Here is a 19,062-nt window from a genome sequence, read left to right as displayed (position 1 = left end):
TGTTTTTCAATTAGAAAGCAAGGTTGGCACCAACCGTGAAGGTCCGGGCGCGGGGGTAAGCCGTGTAGTCGATACCCAGCGACGGTACGCCGTTGATGGCTTTGTTGGTATTTACTTCCGGGTCTTGACCAGTATAGCCTGTGAAAAGCAGCAGGTTCTGACCCGTCACGAACAGGCGCAGGTTCGACAGCACTGAGCTATTACCCGTGTTGAACTTGTAGCCCAGGCTGGCATTCTGTAGGCGAATGAATGAGCCGTTTTCGAGGAAGCGCGTTGATACGTCCGGTGCATTGAAATTCCCTTCCTTCAGGTTGGGTACGTCGCGCGTTACGTTGCGACCGTTGTTATACGAACCTTTCGTGAAATAGGCGTTGGCGGTGTTGTTGTAAATGTAGTTGCCGAATACGCCATTGAAGAACAGACTCAGGCTGAAGTTCTTGTAACGGAAGTTGTTCGTCAGACCACCCGTAACTGTCGGTAGCGGGCTTTTGCCGATAAACTTCTGGAAGTCACCACCGGTATAGATGGAGTTGCCCGACTCATCGTAGCCACCGAATTCCCGCAGGAAGTAAGCAAACAGGGGCTGGCCATCAGCAATCCGCTGAGCGAATGCCCCCGTCAGGCCCTGACCGCTGATCTGACCGGTGTCGATGATCCCGTTAAAGTTCTTGACGACGTTGTTGTTGTAAGCGGCGTTGAACTGGATGTCCCAGCCAAATTGCGGCTTATCAACGGCAACCAGGTTCAGGCCTAGTTCAAACCCCTGGTTGATCACGTTGGCGTCCAGGTTCTTCCAGACGAAGGGCGTCAGGGCGGGCTGGGCCGACGTCACCTGAATCAGCAGGTCAGTCGTGTTCTTGTAGTAGTATTCGATGTTACCCGACAAACGGTTGCCAGCGATCGCGAAGTCGATACCGATGTTGGTTTGAGCCGTTTGCTCCCACTTCAGGTTCGGGTTCGGGAAAGCCACGTCGTTCAGACCGCCCCCGTTGATGTCATTGGCATCCGAGTTTGTGCCCCAGTCGCTGTAGCGCTGACGTTGCGTGTACAGGTTGTGCGGCAGTTCCTGGTTACCGGTGATACCATAACCAACGCGCAATTTAAGATCTGAGAAGACAGTCTTCGGTACGAATGAGGCATCGCTCAGCTTGTAAGCAAGAGCGGCCGACGGGAAGTAACCCACCTGGTTGCTGCCACCAAAACGCGTTGAGCCGTCAGCCCGGAGTGTTGCCGTAGCCAGGATGTTGCCAAAGCCAACGTTAACCCGGCCAAAGTATGACCGGATCTCATCGAAAGAGGCGTTCGAGTTGGCCAGCAAGCTACCCGACAGGCCTTTTGAGTTGTCGGCGGCAGCGGCGTTGTTGATCATCAAGTCCAGATCGCTTGTCCGGAAGTTGGTAGCCGTCGTGCGCTTCGAGAAAACGTCGAAGCTCTGGTATTCGTAACCCAGCGTAGCGCTAACGGTCGTTTTGCCAAATTCCTTGTCGTACGAGAAATAGCCGTCGAAGAGCGTGTTATTCACCTCAATGTCGTTCAGGATCAACCGGCCCACTTTCTGAATATCCTGGTACAACAGGTCCCGAGAGAAAGCGGCTTTCCGCGACGACATTGATTTGTCGAACCCGTAGATGGCTTTGAACTTCAATCCGCTGAAGATTTCATACTCCGCATTGATGTTACCCAGCGTACGCAACGTGACCGTGTTATCCTTAGAGAGACCAAGCAGGGCAGCCGGGTTGGGCTCAGCTACGTTGGTCGACTGCTTGTAGGTACCATCGGCGTTGTAAACGACTGCCGTGGGGTTAGCCTTCAGGATACCGCCCAGCAGGTCACCCTGGTAGCCGGCGTTGTCGGTTACGGGGATGTTGCCATCTTTCGTTTGTGATACAGTTACCTGCACACCCATGGCCAGTTTATTGTTGATAAACTTTTTGTTGCCGTTGAACGTACCCGCCACCCGGTTCAGGGAGCTTTTCTGCATGATACCCTGCTGATCGAGGTAACCCAGCGAGAACCGGTAATTGCCACCGTTTCCATCGCCCCCGCCGTAGGCCAGGTTGTGCTGGTTGGTTACACCCGTGCGGAACAGTTGATCCTGCCAGTTCGTGTTACCGCCCTGATCTTGCGTCGGCTGCAGCTTGCGATACTCGTCGGAGCTTAGCAAGTCATACCGCCGCGTAATGGTGCTAAAGCCAATAGAAGGCGAATATTCAAGGCTACCACGGCCCGTTTTGCCTCTTTTCGTGGTGATCAGGACCACACCATTGGCACCCCGTGACCCGTAAATAGCCGTAGCTGAGGCGTCTTTTAAGATGTCGACGCTGGCGATATCATCCGGGTTCAGGAAGTTCAGTGGGTTTTTGGGAGCTGTTGATCCGATACCCGAGTTGTCACCACCAGCCGACGTGGCGTCGCCGCTCAGTGGTACACCATCGACCACGAAGAGCGGGTTGTTGTTGCTCCGTACTGACGACGTACCCCGGATACGGATGTTGATACCACCGCCCGGTTCACCGCTGTTTTGGGTAATCGCTACTCCCGGTACGCGACCTTGCAGGAGTTGTTCCGGCGACGAAATAATTCCTTTGTTAAAGTCTTTAGTACCGATCGTGTTAACAGCACCGGTGAGGTCTTTTTTCTTGGCGGTACCGTAACCGATAACGACAACCTCGTTCAGCGTTTTGTTGTCTTCCTGCAGCGTTACGTTAATCGTAGACCGGTTGCCGACGCTAATGTCCTGACTTTCGAAGCCCACAAAGCTGTAGACGAGTACGGCATTGCTGGCTGCACTAATCTTGTAATTCCCGTCGGCATCGGAGTTGGTACCCCGCGTTGTGCCCTTCACACTGATACTCACGCCCGGCAGGCCCCGCCCGCTCGCATCCGACACTTTCCCCGATATGCTATTGTCTTGAGCGAACGTCAGCTGGCTGCTCAACGTCAGAAATAGCATGAGCACTGCCAGAAACCCAGCTTTCAAAAAAAGCTGGGCAGACTGCATACGCCGGGTGGTTACGGCGCCACCTACTAAGTAGGAGTTGTCCATCATAGGTTTAAAATGGTTAGCAATAGATTTTGATAAACATTCAACATTCACAGGGCTGAGACTTATTTCTAAGTAAAAGCAGCTGATACGATTCGTGTATTCGCCTTACGCCGACTCGCTTTATGCTGCATTTCTGGAAGAAATTATTGTTGTTAGCCCTGAAATGAGTGGCGAATTACAATAAATAGTCAGTAAGATACAATAGTTAACTGCTTAAAATTAATTTGTATTAATACTCATATGGTCAATTCTGAACTAATTAAATATAACTAGTGGGTGCTTTTGTGGATCGTGCAATGAGTATAATTACATAGATTATAATTTGTTGATTATCAATGTTTTTGGCTTATCGGTAAGTAAGGGTTTTTTGGGTGTTGTCGACTTAGTTTAGCGGGTCAGACAAGCTCCTGTAGTATGCTTTTGTCGTACCTTTAGCCTTCAGAAATACTTCCGCGGAAGCTTGTCAGGCTTCTGTTCATTGACCGTTTCGAATGATTACTCACGACGAATCAATCGCCTTACCGGCCGACTACACCGGCGATTTTTTTACGGACTCTACGCTGCGTACCCTTTATGCCACCGATGCATCAGCTTATCGCGAAATGCCCCGTGCGGTGGCTATTCCCCGAACGGTTGGCGATCTGAAAGCCTTGATTCAACTGGCTCAGCAGCAGGGCATCCCGCTGATTCCGCGCACTGCAGGTACGTCCCTGGCGGGTCAGGTAGTGGGGGCGGGGATTGTCGTGGACGTGTCGAAACACTTTACTAAAATTCTGGAAATCAACCCCGAGGAGCGCTGGGTACGTGTTCAGCCGGGTGTCGTTCGGGATGAACTGAACCTGTTTCTGAAACCATATGGCCTCTATTTCGGGCCGGAGACCAGTACCGCCAACCGGGCCATGATCGGGGGCATGGTAGGTAACAATTCGTGTGGGTCCAACTCGGTAGTATACCGGGCTACCCGTGAGCACACGCTGGCCGTAAAAGCACTGCTGGCCGACGGCTCGGAGGTGTCATTCAGCCATCTGTCGGGTTGGGAATACACCAAAGCGGTGGCCGAGGCCAGCCGTAAGGTGGGGCAGACGCCGACCGATCACCCCACCTTGGCCGATCAGATCCTGCTGAAAACCAACGCACTACTGGCCAATCCGACGAATCAGGCCGAGATACGGGCGCATTTTCCCAAACCCACTATTGAGCGCCGCAACACAGGATATGCGCTCGACGAGCTGCTTAACTGTGAGCCGTTTACGCCGGGTGGCGAGCCATTCAATTTCTGTAAGCTCATTGCCGGCTCAGAAGGAACGTTGTGCTTTCTGACCGAGATTACGCTGAATCTGGTGTCGCTGCCGCCCAAAGAAGGCGGGCTGGTGTGTGTGCATTGCCACACGATCGACGAATCGTTGCGCGCAACGCTGGTGGCGCTGAAGTACAAACCGCAGGCCGTTGAGCTAATAGACGACATCATTCTGGAACGGGCCGACTCCAACGCCGAACAGCGCAAGAACAGCTTCTTCGTGCAGAAAACGCCTACGGGTGGCTTCCCGATCATTCTGGTTGTCGATCTGTCGCGACCGACACGGGCCGAAGTAGAAGAAGCCGCAGCCCAGATGGAGGCCGATATGCGGGCGGCGGGGTTAGGCTACCATTACCCACTGCTCTTTGGCGATGACACCAAAAAGATCTGGATTTTACGGAAAGCGGGGCTGGGGCTGTTAGGTAATTTGCCCGGCGATGAGAAAGCGGTAGCAGTGATCGAGGATACGGCCGTCGACGTGAACGATTTGCCCGATTACATCCGCGAATTCAACGAGATTCTGAAGAAGCACAACATGGCGTCGGTGCATTATGCTCACGCCGGTTCGGGCGAGCTACACCTTCGGCCGATTATTAACCTGAAAACGGCGGAAGGGCACCGCCAATTCCGACTGATTGCTGAAGAAATTGCTACGCTGGTGAAGAAATTCAACGGCTCGCTGTCGGGTGAGCACGGCGATGGGCGGCTACGGGGCGAGTTTATTCCGCAGATGGTGGGGGCGCACAATTACGAGCTGATGCGGCAGATAAAGCAGCTCTGGGACCCCAAAGGCATCTTCAACCCCGGCAAGATCGTGGATACGCCGCCGATGGACACGTACCTGCGCTACGAGGCCAATCAGCAGACGCCCGATTTTCAGACGTACTTCCGGTATCAGGATCAGACGGTGCTGCAACATGCCGAGCAGTGCAACGGCTCGGGCGATTGCCGAAAAACGGAGTTGTCAGGTGGAACGATGTGTCCCAGCTATATGGCTACCCGTAACGAGAAAGATACGACGCGGGCGCGGGCCAACATCCTGCGCGAGATGCTGACGCGCTCGCCCAAAGAAAACCGCTTCGACCACGACGAGATCAAACAGGTGTACGATCTCTGCCTCTCGTGCAAAGCCTGCAAATCGGAGTGCCCGTCGAATGTGGACGTGGCGAAACTAAAGGCCGAATTCCTGCAACATTATTACGACGCCAATGGCGTACCGATTCGGTCGCAGTTAGTCGCCAATTTTGCGCGGCTGTCGGGCCTGGCTAGTTATGTGCCCTGGGCGTGGAACGCCGTGCTGGGTACGTCGTCGTTACGCCGGATTGCCAACCGGATCGTTGGGTTCCACCCCGACCGGACCATGCCCCTCCTGCACAGCACAACGCTGTCGGGGTGGCTCAAACGTACCTGGCCAACGGCACCCGAAAACCGCCCCGCAGGCGGTAAGAAAGTGTATCTGTTTGCCGACGAGTTTACCAACTTCAACGATGTATCGGTGGGCCAAAAGGCGGTGCGGCTGCTGGGTAAGCTGGGCTACGAAGTAGTCTTGCCCGATCATGGCGAAAGCGGCCGGGCAGCTCTTTCGAAAGGCATGCTGAAATACGCGAAGAAACTCGCCGAGCGAAACATCCTGGCCCTGCGTGAACGGGTAACCGACGACACCCCGCTCGTGGGTCTGGAGCCCTCGGCTATCCTGACATTCCGCGACGAATACCCCGATCTGGTCGATGCGTCGCTGGCCGAAGACGCCCGGCGCATCGCCAAAAACGCGCTGACGTTTGAAGAGTTTATCGCCCGCGAACTGGATCATAAACGGATCGATCCGCAGGTGTTTACCGACGAAAAACGGCTGGTGAAAGTGCACGGTCACTGCCAGCAGAAGGCGGTGTCGAACATGGCCCACAGTAAACGAATTCTGGCCTTGCCCAAAAACTACACCGTCGAGCTGATTCCGTCGGGATGTTGCGGGATGGCGGGGTCGTTTGGCTATGAGAAAGAGCACTACGACGTGTCGATGCAGGTGGGCGAACTAGTGCTGTTGCCCACGGTACGGCAGCAACCAGCCGACGTGATTATCGCCGCCGCAGGTACGTCGTGCCGCCATCAGATTCATGACGGGGCGCACCGCACAGCGCTTCACCCGGCCGAGGTGCTGTTTGAGGCGCTGCGGTAAACGGTGTGATAACGTACCCACGACCGTCTATCCTATACTCGCCCTATAGTTTCCGGCATCTTGTTATTTTTACAAGTAAATAGGTACGTTGCCTACGTTGGTGACGCTGCCGCAACGCTGTTTTCAATGAAAAAACTACTTGTCGCTGCCGCCTGCTTTGTAAGCTGGCAGGGTCTGGCACAGACATCTTCGTCAACCAGTGGCACCGCGGGCTACGACCAGAAAGCCCTTTTTCACCCGCTGTTCAACATGCAGCCGGGCAACGACTACCGGACCGGCAGCGGCGCGCCGGGGCCGCGTTACTGGCAAAACCGCTCTGATTATAAAATCAACGTTAACCTCGACGACGAGCAGAACGTCGTGATGGGCGAAGTCGAGATCACCTACAAGAACAACTCGCCCGAATCGCTCAACTACCTCTGGCTGCAACTCGATCAGAATGCATTCAGCGATAGCTCGCGGGCAGCTAAAACGACGCCCATCCAAGGTGGCCGGTTCGGAAATAAAGACTTCAACGGTGGCTTCGGAATTACGGCTGTACAGGTGGAGCAGGGTGCCAAGAAGTTTGCGCCCGCCAACTATGTGCTGACCGACAGCCGGATGCAGGTGAAGCTGAGCGAAGCCATGAAGCCCGGTGGCGATGTGGTGAAGGTGAAAATCACGTACTCATTCAAAGTTCCCGAATACGGTTCTGACCGGATGGGGCAGGTGAAACGCCGCGACGGGATCATCTACGAACTGGCGCAGTGGTACCCGCGTATGTGCGTATATGACGATATCCAGGGCTGGAACACGCTGCCTTACCTCGGTGCGGGCGAGTTTTACCTCGACTACGGCGACATCGAATACGCCGTCAACGTACCCTGGAACCACATCGTCGTGGGCTCGGGCGAACTGCTGAACCCTGCCGAAGTACTCACCGCCGAACAGATCAAGCGGCTGGCGCAGGCGCGGCAGAGCGACAAAACCGTTCTGATTCGTAGCAAAGATGAAGTAAATAACGCCAACTCGCGGCCCAAGCAATCGGGGCGGCTAACGTGGCGGTTCCGCGTAACCAACACCCGCGATGCTGCCTGGGCTTCGTCGAAAGCGTTTGTCTGGGATGCCGCTAAAATCAATCTGCCGAGTGGCAAAACGGCACTGGCTCAGTCGGTTTACCCAGCCGAAAGCGCGACCAACGATTCGTGGAACCGCTCGACGGAGTACGTCAAACACAGCATTGAGTTCTACTCTGGGTACGTCTACGAATACACGTACCCGGTTGCTACCAACGTGGCTGGTATCGTAGGCGGTATGGAATATCCCGGTATCGTTTTCTGCGACCACCGTGATAAGAACGACGCGCTCTTCGGCGTAACCGACCACGAATTTGGCCACAACTGGTTCCCAATGATCGTGGGCAACAACGAACGGAAGTACGCCTGGATGGATGAGGGCTTCAATACCTTCATCAACTTCCTGTCGCTGGCGGCCTTCAACAAAGGCGAATACAACCGGGAGCGTGGCACTATGCACGATGTGGCTCCGGCCCTGTATCAACCCAAAGAACCCATCCTGACCATTCCAGATGTGCAACCGGCGCAGGCACTGGGCATCCTGGCCTATTACAAGCCCGGTATGGGGTTGCGCATTCTGCGCGAAAGCATTCTCGGCCCCGAGCGGTTCGACTACGCTTTCCGGCAATATGTAAACCGGTGGGCGTTCAAACACCCCACACCGCACGACTTCTTCCGGAGCATGGAAAATGGTGCAGGCGAAGACCTGGGCTGGTTCTGGCGGGGTTGGTTCTTCGAAACCTGGAAGCTCGATCAGGCCGTTAAGAATGTGCAGTATCCCGAATCGCCCGAGAAAGGGAGCGTGATCACTATTGAAAATCTGGACAAACTGGCGATGCCGGCGGTGATCGAGATTCAGGAAAGCAACGGCAAAAAGAGCCGGGTGAACCTGCCCGTGGAAGTGTGGCAACGTGGCGGTACGTGGAGCTTTCGCGCCAACACAACCGCGCCGATCAGCCGGGTCACCATCGATCCCGACGAGAAACTGCCCGACTACAATCCACGCAACAACGTTTGGAAAGGTGAAGCAACTAGTCAGGGGAATTAGGCAAACCTATCAAACCTGTGAGGTCTCCAAGACCTTATAGGTTTAGATTTTTATACAAAAGCGGCCATTACCAGCTTGGTAATGGCCGCTTTTGCTATGCCCAGACTTTCACGATCCCTCTTTATTTTGTTAATTTTGTAAGATCGGTTCGCCGGTGCGGTACTCTTGTTTAACCAATTATAGAAATGAAGAAATCACGGCTTCTTGGCGGGTTGTTTGCCTTGTGCCTGTTGGTGTTGGCGGGTTGCCAGAAATCGGCGTCACCGGCCGAGTACATGCCCAAAGCCAGCAATCCTGAACGATATAATGCCTGCCTGGACAAGCTGACGCAGGTAGTTATCCACGACATTTTCTCGCCGCCGGTTGCCAGCCGTATCTATGGCTATGCTACCCTGGCCGGTTACGAGGCAATGGCCCCTTTCAACGCCAATTATGAGTCGCTGAGCGGTAAAATGAAGGGCTTCAGCAATGCCGCCAAGCCTGAAGCCGGGCAGGAGTATTGCTACCCAATCGCTGGTGCCAAGGCGTTCTTAACGGTAGCGCGGGCGCTGACGTTCTCGGCCAATTTCTACGACGAATTCGAGCCTGACTTTTACAAACAGTTTGAAGCCGATGGCGTGCCTGAAGACGTGCGGGAACGGTCGATGGCCTATGGTGAGGCCGTAGCTAAAAATATCCTCGAGTTTGCCGCCAAAGACCATTACAAACAGACGCGGGGTTTCAAACACACCGTCACCAATGAGGATGGCACCTGGGTGCCCACCCCGCCAGCCTACATGGATGCCGCCGAGCCGAAGTGGAACAACATCCGCTGCTGGACAATGGATACCTGCAATCAGTTTATGCCCCCGCGTCCATACGCTTACAGTTTAGCCAAAGGTAGCCCGTACGAGAAAGAGGTTATGGAAGTATACGAAACCGGTAGGAAACTAACCAAAGAGCAAAACGACATTGCCTATTTCTGGGATGACAATGCCTTTGTGATGAACGTAGCCGGGCACGTGATGTACGCTTCCAAAAAAATGACGCCGGGTGGTCACTGGCTGGCGATTGCGCAAACGGTGGGTCGTCAGCAAAAGCTGGACCTGATGCGGATGGCCGAGGCGTATGTGCTGACCTCTTTCGCGCTGGCTGATGGCTTCATTGCCTGCTGGGATGAGAAGTACCGTAGCCGAACCGTCCGGCCCGAAACGGTCATCAACAAATCGATCGATCCGAAGTGGGCCCCCTTCCTGCAAACGCCGCCGTTCCCCGAATATCCAAGCGGGCACAGCACCATCTCATCTGCCGCTGCTACTGTGCTGACTCAGTTGATGGGTGATAACATCGCCTTTACCGATTCGACGGAATATAAATACGGCCACGGGGTACGTTCGTTCAAGTCCTTCAACGACGCTGCCAACGAAGCATCGGTTAGTCGCCTGTATGGTGGGATTCACTACCGGTCGGCGCTGGATAATGGGGTTGCCATGGGGGCGAAAGTTGGGCAACACGTACTTGTTCGGGCCAAAACCCGCAAAGAGGGTGTTGCGGCGAAATAGTCATTCGTTCAATGTCCAAGGTTCAAAGTCTAACGTAGCGATCAGAACACGTTTCTGCACCAGTTACATTGGACCTTGAACCTTGGACATTGAACATATTCTTACTTCCCTTCCATCTCGCGCAATAGCTTGTTGGCATAGATGAATTCGTTCAGTTCTTTTACGTCGGAGTGGGGGAGGGTTTCGCTGTTGCCTTCCCACAATTTTTTGCCCTGGTAGAGGAACATGATTTTCTCACCGATCTCCATCATCGAGTTCATGTCGTGTGTAATCACGACCGTGGTGATCTTGTATTCGTCGGTGATCTCTTTGATGAGCTGATCAATCTTGATCGACGTGAGTGGGTCGAGGCCTGAGTTGGGTTCGTCGCAAAACAGGTATTTAGGGTTCATTACGATAGCCCGCGCAATACCCACTCGTTTTTTCATCCCGCCCGAAATCTCCGACGGCATCCGTTGCTCGGCATTTTCCAGCCCAACCCGTTGCAAGGCAGCGTGGGCGCGGTCGAGCTTTTCGTCTTCCTTCATCTCGGTAAGCATATCGAGCGGGAAGCGGACGTTATCGAGCACGTTTTTCGAATCGAACAACGCTGATCCCTGAAAAAGGACACCCATTTCGCGGCGGATAGCCTTGATATCGTCTTCGTGGCTCGTCAGAAAGTTACGGCCGTCGTAGAGCACCTCGCCTTCATCGGGCTTCACCAAGCCAATCATGCATTTCAGCAATACGCTTTTACCCGTACCCGAGCCGCCAATAACCAGGCTGGTCTCGCCCTGTTGAAATTGCCCGCTGATGCCCGCCAGCACTTGCCGGTCGCCGAAGGTTTTCTGTATGTTTTTGATTTCAATCATGAGTCAAAACACCCCCCGCCCTAAAGGGAGCTTTGCTTGCGCATGCGTATTGTTGATGCACAACGGTAGAGCGGACGACACTACAACTGCGCCGAAAGACCCCCTTTAGGGAGGGGGTGATCTACGCCAATAACAACTGCGTGAGCACGAAATCGGCAATGATAATCGATATACAGCTGGCTGTTACGGCATTGGTCGACGCATTACCTACTTCAAGCGCACCGCCGCTGACGTTGAAGCCCTGATAGGCGGAAATCGTGGCGATCAGGAACGCAAAGACTTCCGTTTTGATCAGGGCGAATTTTATGCCGAAGGGATTGTAATCGAGGCGAAGACCTGCCAGAAAATCTTCGTTTGAAATCACATTGGTCAGCATACCGGCGATGTAGCCACCCACAATGCCCAGAAACGCGGCCATAATAGTGAGTAACGGAAACATAAACATGGCGCCGATCACCTTGGGCAAAACCAGGTATGAACTCGAATTGATGCCCATTACCTCGAGCGCGTCGATCTGCTCTGTCACGCGCATCGTGCCTAGTTGCCCCGCAATGTTTGACCCTACCTTGCCAGCCAGTACAATGGCGCTGATCGTCGGGGCAAATTCGAGGATGGTACTGTCACGCACAATGAAGGCGATAATATTGCGCGGCACAAACGGGTTATCCAGGTTATAGGCCGTCTGAACGCAGGTGACGGCGCCAATGAAGGAGGCGACGATCGAGACGATGAAGATGGAATTGACGCCGATGCTGACGCATTCGTCAAGGATCAGGCGCATGTATACGGACAGGCGTTCGCGATTGCGAAACAACGTACCCAGAAAGATAAAGTACCGACCAAGGGTAACCATATAGAAACAAAAGAAGGGCAGTTGGCCACAACGGCGCAGCAGGGCCCTACGGCACTCAACGACCAGTGGGCGGGAATGGTTTCTGGGCCATTGCGTTCTTCCCCACTCTATCTTTGCGAAAAGTCATTCCCACATGTCTGTACATAACCCCGACATCAAGCGCGTTACCACGCACACACTCCAGGAGCTGAAAAGCCGGGGTGAAAAAATTTCAGCACTAACCGCCTACGATTTTTCGATGGCGCGCGTAGTCGATGCCGCTGGCGTTGAACTGATCCTGGTGGGCGACTCGGCCTCCAACGTGATGGCGGGTCACGAAACCACGCTGCCCATTACGCTCGATCAGATGATCTACCACGCTACCTCTGTGGTGCGGGCCGTAAAACGCGCGTTGGTAGTGGTTGACCTCCCGTTTGGGTCGTACCAGGGTAATTCATCCGAGGCGTTACGGTCGGCTATTCGGATCATGAAAGAGTCGGGGGCGCATGCCGTGAAGATGGAAGGCGGGCAGGAGATCCGGGAGTCAATCACGCGTATTCTGAGCGCGGGGGTGCCCGTAATGGGGCACTTGGGCCTTACCCCCCAATCGATCTATAAGTTTGGTACGTATGCCGTACGGGCCAAAGAGCAGGATGAAGCCCGGAAACTAATCGACGATGCGCACATGCTCGAAGACATCGGCTGCTTTGGACTGGTACTCGAAAAAATTCCGGCGGCGCTGACCAAGCAGGTGTCGACGGAGTTGGCTATCCCTACCATCGGTATTGGGGCCGGGCCAGATGCCGACGGGCAGATTCTGGTTATCCATGATATGCTGGGCATCAACAAGGAGTTTAAGCCCCGTTTTTTGCGCCGCTATGCCGACCTGCACACCGCCATGCAGGAAGCCATCAGCCACTACGTAGATGATGTGAAAACCAACGACTTCCCGAACGAATCGGAAGCGTACTAAGTTGACCTTAAACCTATAAGGTTTTGAAAACCCTATAGGTTTGTTTTTATGAAGAAGCGTTTGCCTTACTCGGTGGTCTATGAAGACAACCACCTGTTAATTGTGAATAAAGAGCCGGGGGTGCTTGTCCAAAGCGACCGCACCGGCGACCCGTCGCTGACGGAACTGCTGAAAGAATACGTCAAGGAAAAATACAACAAACCCGGCGACGTATTTCTAAACCCCATTCACCGGCTCGATCGGCCTGTCAGCGGATTGGTTGTGTTCGGACGTACCTCGAAAGCTACCGAGCGGATGGCCGAAATCTTCCGGAAGCGGCAGGTGCAGAAAACCTATTGGGCCGTGGTGCGCCAACACCCGGCCGAAAAGAAAGGGAAACTGGTGCATTACCTGGTAAAAGACGAGGCCAAGAATCAGGTAACGACCTACGATTACGAAGTGCCGGGCTCGCAACGGGCTGAGCTAAGCTACCGCCTGCTGGGCAAGATCAACGAGCATTATCTGCTGGAAGTAGAACCCCTGACAGGACGGCCGCATCAGATTCGGGCGCAGCTGGCGGCGATGGGTTGCCCAATCCGGGGCGATGTCAAGTATGGCTATGACCGACCCGTACCCGAAAAGAAAATTTACCTTCACGCCCGCCGTTTGTATTTCGTACACCCCGTCAAAAAGGAACCACTGATTCTGCGGGCGGGCTTACCTAATGATGGGTTCTGGGAGGAATTTCTCGAACTGGATAACGAGGAATTCAAAGACAAAAACCTGGACTATATTTTTTAACGCGACGGGGCGACAACGTAAACCATTCGGTTCCGCTGTCGCCCCGTCTGTAATATAGGCTTCGGCTGTTCAGGCTTCGGAATGCACCGAAGAATCTGCCGATTTATAGCTAACGTCGATACTCATTTGCTCGATGACACGCTCGGCCATTAATACCGCACCGCGCAACGCACCGAACACCATGCACAAAGGCAAAATGATGGGCAGGAAGAGAATCCACTGCAGCATCATGTACAAACGGATCGTTTTCATCTCTGTAGGCTTTTGAGGGTTGGGCACTGAAAAAGAGTTCGTTGAATTCTATTTCAAATGCCGTGCCAATTCTGTTACGGTATAACTAATTTATTACGTCAAAGTTAATCTTGACATAGTACAAATGCAAGACTGGAACTATCAAATTATGCTATTTTCTTTATTGTTAACTAACCTACAAACAAAAAAAGTTTTACTAACAATATGGTATAAGTAAAATACTTTATGTAAAAACCTCATATTTCTTGTATCTTATTAAAAGAGCCTTGCTTCCACCGCAGCTGCACTATATTTGACCGATAGCTATGCGTAATCGACTTTTATATCGTTCCACGGTGGCCCGGCTTCTGCTGCTGGTTCAGCTATTCATGCTGACCAACGCAGTGGTTTTCCGCCACGCGCACCGTCTGCCCGACGGAACGATTGTCGTTCACGCCCACCCCTTCCTGCCCAAGGCCAACGGGCCTGTTCAGCCTAATGACCATACCCGGCAGGAACTGGTCTGGCTCGATGCGGTAACCGATGCGTGTTATCCATTCACCGAGCCAGCCTTTTTTGTCTTCGTAGCTCCGGTTGCGCCGTTATTACCAGCCCCGGCTATCGCTCTGGCTGAGTCTGTTTACTCGGCAGCTTTCACTTGTTTTTCGCATCGGGGTCCCCCGTTGGTCTAGTCACCTTCTTTTAAGGCTCGTTGGAACAGGTTCGGTCGGCACGACTGGTTTGACCTGTGCTGCGGCCTATTGACTATCAACCAAGACTTCCCGAATGCATGAAACTGTTACTCCTCCTGGTAGCCTTTATGGGGCTGCCTTTCTCTATATGTATTGCCCAGAATACCCTGACGGGGAAAGTTACACACGGTGAACGCGTGGGCGAGGCCGTTATCGGTGCCGCCATTTACCTGCCTGACTTGCGGTTAGGCGCTACCACCGATGTTACCGGTAGCTATCGGATTACGAACCTGCCTGCCGGTAAGTTCACGGTGCAGGTGAGCTATATTTCCCACAAAACACTGGTGCAGACCGTTGTGGTGCAGGGTGAAACAACGCAGGATTTTGTAATGGAAAACAGCTCGCAGATGCTCGAAGAGGTAATTGTCTCGGGCGCGGCTACCAAGACGATCATCCGCGAAAGCCCGGTGCCCATTACGGCGCTGTCGCAGCTACGGATGCTGCAACAAAGTTCAACCAACCTGATCGATGCAGTGGCCAAACTGCCCGGTATGTCGCAGGTAACGACGGGCGCGGGCCTCAGCAAGCCCATTATCCGGGGGCTGGGCTTTAACCGGGTCATCACCATGCACGATGGCATCCGGCAGGAAGACAATCAGTGGGGCGAAGAACACAGCATTCAACTCGACGAATATGCCATCGACCGGTATGAGATCATCCGGGGGGCGGGTAGCCTCATGTATGGTTCAGATGGGCTGGGCGGCGTGGTCACGGCCCTGTCGGCACGGCCCGTTGAGGAGGGTAAAGTGCGCGGCCGGCTGCTGACCAACTACCAGACCAACCACAACCTGCTTGGAGCCTCGGTGCAGGTAGCTGGTAACCAGAATGGTTTTGTCTGGCAGGGGGTAGTATCCACTAAATCGTCGGCCAACTACCGTAACCGGGCCGATGGGCGGGTGTTTGCATCAAACTACGCCGACGTGATCGACTTGAGCGGCTTTATTGGCCTGAATAAGAAATGGGGCTATTCGCGGCTTTATTTCCTGCGGACCGATCAGCGGTTCAACATCATCAACGGCACGCGCGATTCGCTGACCGGCCGGTTCACCACCACCTCTGTACGGGTAGACGGTACACAGGCCGACCGCCCTGTTACGGATAGCGAGCTGAACAGCCGCGACTTTTTGCCTTACAATTCGCAGCACCTGATCAACGGGAAAGTTTCGCTCAACAACCTCTTCCAATTCCGCAACGGCGGCGCGCTGACCTTCAACCTGAGCCACGCCCGCAACAGTCGCGACGAGTTTGCCGATATCGTTCGGCCCAATCAGGCTCAGCTGGGGCTACGGCTCTTCACTAACTATTTCGACTTGCGGTATAACCTGCCGGTGCGTCACAATTGGGAGGTTACACTAGGTAGTAACGGTATGCAACAGGCGTTGGATAACCAGGGCTATCAGGCTTTATACCCCAACTACGATCTATTTGATCTGGGCGGGTTTGTGTTTTTTAAGAAGAATATCGACAAGCTGAAAATCAGCGGCGGGGTACGTTATGATGCGCGTTCGCTACAGATTGGGGCGCTTTATGCCGACGCCGACGGGGCTTTCCAGGTACGTTCGCAGGGGCCGGGTAGTCAGCGATTTGCGGGTGCCGACAAATCGTACAGCAACGTGTCGGCGAGTTTGGGTGCGGTTTATTCGCTTACCGACCGGCTCAACATCCGCGCCAACATATCGCGCGGGTTCCGGGCGCCGACCGTACCCGAGCTGTCGTCGAATGGGGTGCACGCAGGTACGTTCCGGTACGAGATTGGTAAGCTCGACGCCGTGCCGGAAGTAGCCTATCAGGGCGACTTGGGCTTTACGTACGAAAGCCCGAACTGGTACGTCGACTTTAGCCTCTTCCAGAACAGCATTCAGAATTACGTATACTCGGAACGGGTGCAGACGGCGGCTGGCATCGATTCGCTGTTTCAGGGGAACGTACCTGTGTATCGCTACGCGCAGGGTAATGCCCGCTTGCAGGGAATGGAAGGCACCGTGACGTTCAACCCGGCGGCGGCTCGCTGGTTCTCGCTAACACAAACCTACTCGGCCGTATTTGGCCGAAACCTGTCGGCTGTGGCCGAAAATGCGCAGTACCTGCCGTTTATGCCCGCGCCCCGTTGGGTGAGCCAACTCCGCCTGACGCGCGACCGGATCAAATCACGGTTCCGCAATCTGTACGCGACGCTCGACGTAGAGGTAACGCAGCGGCAGGACCGGTTTCTGGCAGCTTACAATACTGAAACCGCTACGCCCGGCTATACACTGGTGCACGTGGGTGCGGGCGCCGACGTAACCGGCAATCAAAAACAAACGCTCTTCTCGGTGTTTCTATCGGCCAATAACCTCTTCGACGTGATCTATCAGGCCCATCAGAGCCGCCTCAAATACCTCGATGTCAACAATGCGACCGGGCGGGTAGGCGTGTTCAATATGGGCCGTAACGTGAGCCTGAAAGTGGTGGTGCCGTTCTGATCCAACTTTTGCGCGCCGACTGGCGTTGAGTAACTTACACGCATAAACCGTGCATATCATGACCATAGTTGATAAAGAAGCGATCAAACAGGCATTGATTGAAATGGCCGTCAACGAGCCTGAGTTCGTCAGTTCTTTAGTCGTGGAGGTAACGGATATCCTTCAGCGAAATAAGCGTCAGCGTCTGGAGCAGATTGTCGAAGAAGACTTCACTGAGTATGAAACCGTCTTCCGTAAACTGGCGTGATTTATCTGGATAAAGAAGACGTTTGCTTCATTAATCGGCGAACGGTGGAGGTGCATGGTGGTAATTTTATGCCGCCCTTCAATTATCTGCACGAAGAAAGTCTGGATTATCTACTTAACGCCGTACAAGCTGACCTGTTTGGTGAACCTATGTATCCAATCCTGACAGATAAGGCCGCGGTGTATTGTTACAGCATCATCGGTAATCATATCTTCTCCGACGGTAACAAACGCACTGGTCTTGAAGCGGCGCTTGCCTTTCTAAAACTAAATGGAATGCGATTAGACCAGAAACTGCCTCAGCAGGAATTGTTTGATTTTGTCATGCAAGTCGCCTCGGGGCAATCGAGTTTAGAGGCGTGCCGGGCGTGGTTTGCGGCGAATGCGGTACGTTTGTAGCCGCCCGAACGTTACGCGGGGCCGCCTTGTTTTGTGGGGCAGAGGGTTGTCTCTACTTTTGCCGGGCTAAAAACAGCCCATCAACAACGAACCATGTTGCTTACCTTAATGAAATCGAAGTTGCACCGCGTGAAGGTCACTCAGGCTGAGTTGAACTACGTGGGCAGCATCACCATCGACGAAGATCTGATGGACGCCGCAGGGCTGCTTGAAAACGAGCAGGTGCACATTGTGAACAACAACAACGGCGAGCGACTGATCACGTACGTCATCAAAGGCGAACGCGGTACGGGCATTATTTGCCTCAACGGGGCCGCGGCTCGTCGGGCGCAACCCGGCGACGTCATCATCATCATTGCCTACTGTACATTAACGGCCGACGAGGCAAAAACCCACAAGCCGCTGGTCGTTTTTCCTGACGAAAACAATCGGCTCGTTACAGGCGGACAGGCAGCGCGGGGATAGAATAGCGCGGGGCAGGGGTGGCTGGGTATGTTTTTGCATTCACCCTGCCATCCCTGCCCCGCGCCCCTTGCTATTTTTAATGTTTCGGGCAGCCGCAGTCTTTCTTGCGGAACAGGCCCCAGAGGAAACCACGCTTCCGGCGGTAACCTTTTCGTTTGCGTTTGAAGATAGCTTCTTCTTTAGCCTTCACCGTTAACTCGGAAGGGGCCGAAGCGTAGGCTTGAACCGGAACCTCGACCATCGTCAGCAGGGCCGTAAGCAGGAGTACCAGAGCGGTCAATTTCATGTTGATTGCGATTACGAAGCCGTATCCTAAATAACGCAAAAAGTAGGCCGACCGTTATGCGACGGCTACGCTTTTCGAGTGTATGATCGGCTAATTCGTTCAGTCGTCAGCCGCTCCAGATAAAACAGCCAGATCCAGAAGCCCGCCTTGCCCCGGATTCGCTCGTAGGAACGTACCTGAAAGAGCCCTTCGTACCGGTATCCTTCGGTAGGCTCATAGTCATTCCGAAGGGTTGCGCCCCGAATCAGCCGGATGGGATGCCCCGACGCCACATTCCGAAGCAACGCCATGTTGTAGGCGTCGAGTGTTTGGTCGGCTATCTGCCTGCCCGTTTTCTGATCGCGGCCGCCGTGCCCCGCATACCAGATGCGATCACCGGCATCGATGTCATCTTCATACATACCAGCCAGAATAATCGAATCGGCCCCATGCGCCGACGTACCGCTGATGCCCGCCCGGCGCGGACGGTGCAGACCGCTGAGCGAGAGGGCAATCCGATTGGCAAACGTGTCGCCGGGCCGAAAGTCGTCGAGTGGCGTAGCAGACTGTCTATTTTCCAAAGGCATAACCCAATAACAAAAAATCCCGGCCAACCGACCGGGATCCTGTGCTCAATACGAATGAA

16 protein-coding genes are annotated in these 19,062 nt (G+C 54.0%); 10 read left to right on the top strand and 6 right to left on the bottom strand.

Annotation, left to right across the window (positions count from 1 at the left end; genetic code table 11):
- Positions 1 to 10 precede the first annotated feature (10 nt).
- Positions 11 to 3,049 (bottom strand): SusC/RagA family TonB-linked outer membrane protein, encoded by a 3,039-nt coding sequence (locus tag ACAW74_RS07190; RefSeq protein ID WP_370697513.1) that lies wholly within the window; start codon positions 3,047 to 3,049, stop codon positions 11 to 13.
- A gap of 488 nt (positions 3,050 to 3,537) precedes the next feature.
- Between ACAW74_RS07190 and ACAW74_RS07185 the strand changes: the two genes are divergently transcribed.
- The 3 genes from ACAW74_RS07185 to ACAW74_RS07175 all read left to right on the top strand — a co-directional run bounded on the left by ACAW74_RS07185 (position 3,538) and on the right by ACAW74_RS07175 (position 10,160).
- Positions 3,538 to 6,516: an FAD-binding and (Fe-S)-binding domain-containing protein gene (locus ACAW74_RS07185; protein ID WP_370697512.1), complete on the top strand. Its 2,979-nt coding sequence runs from the start codon at positions 3,538 to 3,540 to the stop codon at positions 6,514 to 6,516.
- Positions 6,517 to 6,642: 126 nt separating this feature from the next.
- Positions 6,643 to 8,619 carry a M1 family metallopeptidase gene (locus tag ACAW74_RS07180; RefSeq protein WP_370697511.1) on the top strand — a complete coding sequence of 659 codons (1,977 nt, stop codon included), beginning with the start codon at positions 6,643 to 6,645 and terminating at the stop codon, positions 8,617 to 8,619.
- 185 nt (positions 8,620 to 8,804) lie between these two features.
- Positions 8,805 to 10,160 (top strand): vanadium-dependent haloperoxidase, encoded by a 1,356-nt coding sequence (locus tag ACAW74_RS07175; RefSeq protein WP_370697510.1) that lies wholly within the window; start codon positions 8,805 to 8,807, stop codon positions 10,158 to 10,160.
- Positions 10,161 to 10,261: 101 nt separating this feature from the next.
- Here the strand turns inward: ACAW74_RS07175 and ACAW74_RS07170 are convergent, their stop codons facing one another.
- Both ACAW74_RS07170 and ACAW74_RS07165 read right to left on the bottom strand, forming a co-directional pair.
- A complete protein-coding gene (locus ACAW74_RS07170) occupies positions 10,262 to 11,011 on the bottom strand; it encodes an ABC transporter ATP-binding protein (protein ID WP_015330098.1) in 750 nt (249 codons plus the stop codon).
- 121 nt (positions 11,012 to 11,132) lie between these two features.
- On the bottom strand, positions 11,133 to 11,864 hold the full coding sequence (locus tag ACAW74_RS07165) for an MlaE family ABC transporter permease (RefSeq protein ID WP_015330099.1): 732 nt from the start codon (positions 11,862 to 11,864) through the stop codon (positions 11,133 to 11,135).
- A gap of 133 nt (positions 11,865 to 11,997) precedes the next feature.
- On the opposite strand from ACAW74_RS07165, the gene panB reads away from it, so the two are divergent.
- Positions 11,998 to 12,816 (top strand): 3-methyl-2-oxobutanoate hydroxymethyltransferase, encoded by an 819-nt coding sequence (panB, locus tag ACAW74_RS07160; RefSeq protein WP_370697509.1) that lies wholly within the window; start codon positions 11,998 to 12,000, stop codon positions 12,814 to 12,816.
- A gap of 48 nt (positions 12,817 to 12,864) precedes the next feature.
- Positions 12,865 to 13,596, top strand: coding sequence for an RluA family pseudouridine synthase (locus ACAW74_RS07155; protein WP_370697508.1), 732 nt, complete (start codon positions 12,865 to 12,867; stop codon positions 13,594 to 13,596).
- 69 nt (positions 13,597 to 13,665) lie between these two features.
- Here ACAW74_RS07155 and ACAW74_RS07150 read toward each other — a convergent pair whose 3' ends face one another.
- On the bottom strand, positions 13,666 to 13,848 hold the full coding sequence (locus ACAW74_RS07150) for a hypothetical protein (RefSeq protein WP_041257561.1): 183 nt from the start codon (positions 13,846 to 13,848) through the stop codon (positions 13,666 to 13,668).
- Positions 13,849 to 14,153: 305 nt separating this feature from the next.
- Here ACAW74_RS07150 and ACAW74_RS07145 point away from each other — a divergent pair, with 305 nt between their 5' ends.
- From ACAW74_RS07145 to panD, 5 genes are all read left to right on the top strand, one after another.
- Positions 14,154 to 14,519, top strand: coding sequence for a DUF8478 family putative metalloprotein (locus tag ACAW74_RS07145; protein WP_370697507.1), 366 nt, complete (start codon positions 14,154 to 14,156; stop codon positions 14,517 to 14,519).
- A gap of 98 nt (positions 14,520 to 14,617) precedes the next feature.
- Entirely contained in the window at positions 14,618 to 17,041 is a 2,424-nt protein-coding gene (locus tag ACAW74_RS07140) for a TonB-dependent receptor (RefSeq protein WP_370697506.1), read from the top strand.
- A 58-nt stretch (positions 17,042 to 17,099) separates the two neighbouring features.
- Entirely contained in the window at positions 17,100 to 17,288 is a 189-nt protein-coding gene (locus ACAW74_RS07135) for a hypothetical protein (protein ID WP_370697505.1), read from the top strand.
- Complete coding sequence (locus tag ACAW74_RS07130) at positions 17,285 to 17,686, top strand: type II toxin-antitoxin system death-on-curing family toxin (protein ID WP_370697504.1); 402 nt, start codon at positions 17,285 to 17,287, stop codon at positions 17,684 to 17,686. The genes ACAW74_RS07135 and ACAW74_RS07130 overlap by 4 nt, the downstream gene beginning before the upstream one ends.
- A 93-nt stretch (positions 17,687 to 17,779) precedes the next feature.
- Entirely contained in the window at positions 17,780 to 18,151 is a 372-nt protein-coding gene (gene panD, locus ACAW74_RS07125; RefSeq protein WP_015330104.1) for an aspartate 1-decarboxylase, read from the top strand.
- Positions 18,152 to 18,227: 76 nt separating this feature from the next.
- Here panD and ACAW74_RS07120 read toward each other — a convergent pair whose 3' ends face one another.
- Together ACAW74_RS07120 and ACAW74_RS07115 are read right to left on the bottom strand one after the other, a co-directional pair.
- Positions 18,228 to 18,437: a hypothetical protein gene (locus ACAW74_RS07120; protein WP_370697503.1), complete on the bottom strand. Its 210-nt coding sequence runs from the start codon at positions 18,435 to 18,437 to the stop codon at positions 18,228 to 18,230.
- Between the two features lie 65 nt (positions 18,438 to 18,502).
- The gene (locus tag ACAW74_RS07115; protein WP_370697502.1) at positions 18,503 to 19,003 is read right to left on the bottom strand and encodes a YDG/SRA domain-containing protein; all 501 of its coding nucleotides are present in this window, start codon (positions 19,001 to 19,003) and stop codon (positions 18,503 to 18,505) included.
- Positions 19,004 to 19,062 lie beyond the last annotated feature (59 nt).

This window comes from Fibrella musci, assembly GCF_041321105.1.
Lineage (GTDB): Bacteria > Bacteroidota > Bacteroidia > Cytophagales > Spirosomataceae > Fibrella > Fibrella musci.
The sequence above is the reverse complement of the archived record's forward strand: the minus strand, read 5'-3'. Positions and strand labels throughout refer to the sequence as shown.

Bases quoted from the DNA above. Each gene is read 5' to 3' on its own strand.
- ACAW74_RS07190 (WP_370697513.1), bottom strand. From the start codon at position 3,049: ATGATGGACAACTCCTACTTAGTAGGTGGCGCCGTAACCACCCGGCGT.
- ACAW74_RS07185 (WP_370697512.1), top strand. From the start codon at position 3,538: ATGATTACTCACGACGAATCAATCGCCTTACCGGCCGACTACACCGGC.
- ACAW74_RS07180 (WP_370697511.1), top strand. From the start codon at position 6,643: ATGAAAAAACTACTTGTCGCTGCCGCCTGCTTTGTAAGCTGGCAGGGT.
- ACAW74_RS07175 (WP_370697510.1), top strand. From the start codon at position 8,805: ATGAAGAAATCACGGCTTCTTGGCGGGTTGTTTGCCTTGTGCCTGTTG.
- ACAW74_RS07170 (WP_015330098.1), bottom strand. From the start codon at position 11,011: ATGATTGAAATCAAAAACATACAGAAAACCTTCGGCGACCGGCAAGTG.
- ACAW74_RS07165 (WP_015330099.1), bottom strand. From the start codon at position 11,864: ATGGTTACCCTTGGTCGGTACTTTATCTTTCTGGGTACGTTGTTTCGC.
- panB (WP_370697509.1), top strand. From the start codon at position 11,998: ATGTCTGTACATAACCCCGACATCAAGCGCGTTACCACGCACACACTC.
- ACAW74_RS07155 (WP_370697508.1), top strand. From the start codon at position 12,865: ATGAAGAAGCGTTTGCCTTACTCGGTGGTCTATGAAGACAACCACCTG.
- ACAW74_RS07150 (WP_041257561.1), bottom strand. From the start codon at position 13,848: ATGAAAACGATCCGTTTGTACATGATGCTGCAGTGGATTCTCTTCCTG.
- ACAW74_RS07145 (WP_370697507.1), top strand. From the start codon at position 14,154: ATGCGTAATCGACTTTTATATCGTTCCACGGTGGCCCGGCTTCTGCTG.
- ACAW74_RS07140 (WP_370697506.1), top strand. From the start codon at position 14,618: ATGAAACTGTTACTCCTCCTGGTAGCCTTTATGGGGCTGCCTTTCTCT.
- ACAW74_RS07135 (WP_370697505.1), top strand. From the start codon at position 17,100: ATGACCATAGTTGATAAAGAAGCGATCAAACAGGCATTGATTGAAATG.
- panD (WP_015330104.1), top strand. From the start codon at position 17,780: ATGTTGCTTACCTTAATGAAATCGAAGTTGCACCGCGTGAAGGTCACT.
- ACAW74_RS07120 (WP_370697503.1), bottom strand. From the start codon at position 18,437: ATGAAATTGACCGCTCTGGTACTCCTGCTTACGGCCCTGCTGACGATG.
- ACAW74_RS07115 (WP_370697502.1), bottom strand. From the start codon at position 19,003: ATGCCTTTGGAAAATAGACAGTCTGCTACGCCACTCGACGACTTTCGG.